Origin of the sequence: Brevundimonas sp., from assembly GCF_018608325.1 — a bacterium.
GTDB lineage: Bacteria > Pseudomonadota > Alphaproteobacteria > Caulobacterales > Caulobacteraceae > Brevundimonas.
The window spans coordinates 1-2,403 of record NZ_JABAZW010000081.1; the positions used below are offsets into that span (position 1 = coordinate 1).

Here is a 2,403-nt window from a genome sequence, read left to right on the forward strand (position 1 = left end):
CCCTCCTCCGACCGGGCCTCCGCCCGGCCGGGGCTGTCGAGGACCGACGGATGTCTGAGCATGGAGACGCCGTGTTAGACTGGTCGCCGCTTCATCGCGGACGATCCAGGGAAAGACGACATGGACGAGCAGACTCTGTCGGCGAAGGACACACGCGATCTCGAACGGATGACCAAATCCATCGTCGAGATCTGCGTGCGCAATACGGGTCTGGAGGACCTGCACGCGGGACGGTTCCCGGTGTCACACACCGGCGACTTCAGCGACGTCACCGTGCGGACGCCGGACGGCGACATCCCCTGGACCGAACTCAGCCGGATTTCCGATCCCGAAATGAAGGCGCTCATGATCGAGGTCGTCGATCGCGTCTTCACCTACATGCGCTACCCCCAGGCGCTCGCCGCGATCCCGGGTGGGCGCACGTGGGACCGACCCAAGCTGGATGAAAACCTGATGAAGACCGTGCGTCGCCGACAGGCCCAGCGCGCCGAAGAGGCGTAGGCCCGACCTAGATCCCCGCCGGAACGGAGGCGAGCCATTGCCGGAAGGCGGTAGCGTCGGCCGCAGACCCGAAATGGTAGTTGTCGCCACTGCCGTAGAACCAGCCGGGGCCGGCCCTGGCCTCGAGCCAGGCGACCATCCGCTGAGGATCGCCCGCGCCCCGGCTCGCCAGACTCAGCTGCGAGATCGGTTCCTTGGCGCGAGCCCATTCCATCGGCGTCAGTCTGTTCATCGCCAAGGCCAGGACGACTGTTCGGCGGCGCTGTCGATCCGACAGCGCCGGGTCTCCACATGAACCTGTCAGGCTGCGGCGCCGTCGAGGACCGCGCCGACGGGATGGCGACGCAACACCGCCTCGATGACTTTCGGCTGGTCGACCGGTGCGAACACCCGAGGGGTGAAGGCGATGATCTCCACGAAACAGCCCAGGGCGACCAGAGCGTCACGATCCGTCCGACCCCCGACCACCTCGATGCGCCAGCGATCCATGACCCGGGACCGCTTCAGCCACAGCCCGCCCTCCAGCGACAGCTGGACGTTGCGGTCCAGGATCGTCGCGGCTGTTCTGGCGCCATCCGCCCAGACTTCGGCGACATCGGTCAGGCCCAGGCTCGTCTTGAGGGCGCGGGCCTGGACGGCGTCCAGCACCCGACCGAGCCAACGGCGCCCGTCGGGCGCCCGCACGCGGCGGACCGAGCAGCCTCGCGCCGGCAACCGGCCCCAGATCGGCAGCAACAACCCGGTCGCGAGGGTGAGTTCGCGCGTTCGCCATGGATCGGTTCCGGCGACCTCCTCGTCCCAGACCCGACGCCAGGCCGAGCGTTCCGCAGGCTTCCACGCGGACTCCTCGAACGTCTTCTCGGCCATCGTCTGGCGGTCGTCGGGACGAACCAGCCGCACGGCGGTGATCAGCCGGTTCTCGTCCGTCGAGGTGGTCAGGCCCAGTTCAGCGATCGCGGCGCGGCCCGACTTCTCGTTTATAACCAGCCGGTGGGCGACGTCCTCCGCCCAGGTCAGGGCATCGTCCGAGACAAGGAGCTCTCGTCGGACCTTGAGCGAAAAGGTCATCAGAGCCGTCTCGGCGCCGGTGGAGACATCGGTCCGGATGACCTCCTGATCCGTGACCTCCAGTTCCTCGGCCTCGATGTCTTCCAGACCGCGATCCAGATCACCAGAAGCTGCGGCGCGCTCGAGGATGCCGGACAGGATCCGGTCGAAGTCCGCGAACAGAGCGTTCTGGTCGGCGATGCGCAGCGCCAGCAACCGGTTGAGGAAGGTGTGGATGGGCGGCAGGTTGTCGGAGGGTTTCAGGCCGCCGTCGTCATCGAGCAGCTTCAGGCTCGTCCTGGCCATGAAGGTCTCCAGCGTCATCGACGACAATTCGTCGAAGGCTAGCGCGCCGTAGAAGACCAGCAGAGCCCGGCGCGCCCAGGGGCTCTCCAGATTGTCCTCGGCCCGGAACAGCCCGGCCCCGGCGGTTCGGCGCTCGCCTCTGGTCAGGGCGCCGAGTGAGTCCAGCCGACGGGCGATCGTCGAGGTGAACCGCTTCTCGCCCTGGATGTCGGTGGTCACCGGCCGGAACAGGGGCGCGGAGGCCTGGTGGGTGCGGTGGCTACGGCCCAGACCCTGGATGGCGGCGTCGGCGCGCCAACCCGGCTCGACCAGATAGTGGACCCGCCGCTGCCGGTTCGGAACCGAGAGGTCCGAATGATAACTGCGCCCCGTTCCACCGGCGTCGGAAAAGATCAGCACCCGTTTGCGCCCCGACATGAAGGCGTCGGTCTCGGCCCGCGCCGCCGAAGCGCCGCGCCGCTCGCTCGACGGCGAGATGGGGGTTACCCGTCAGGACCTTGGTTAGGGTTAGGGCTAGGGTTGTGGTTGGCGTTAGGGTTAGGGTTAGGG

2 protein-coding genes and 1 pseudogene are annotated in these 2,403 nt (G+C 67.6%); 1 reads left to right on the forward strand and 2 read right to left on the reverse strand.

All coding sequences use genetic code 11. The annotated features are described in order from the left end of the window. The first annotated feature begins 120 nt into the window (after window positions 1–120). A complete protein-coding gene (locus QZ281_RS08245) occupies window positions 121–501 on the forward strand; it encodes a hypothetical protein (RefSeq protein WP_292227031.1) in 381 nt (126 codons plus the stop codon). A gap of 7 nt (window positions 502–508) precedes the next feature. Here QZ281_RS08245 and QZ281_RS08250 read toward each other — a convergent pair whose 3' ends face one another. Then, window positions 509–733, reverse strand: a complete 225-nt coding sequence (locus tag QZ281_RS08250; RefSeq protein ID WP_183197679.1) for a hypothetical protein — start codon at window positions 731–733, stop codon at window positions 509–511. A 68-nt stretch (window positions 734–801) separates the two neighbouring features. Continuing rightward, window positions 802–2,403, reverse strand: a pseudogene (locus tag QZ281_RS08255) (strawberry notch C-terminal domain-containing protein); the annotation flags it as partial.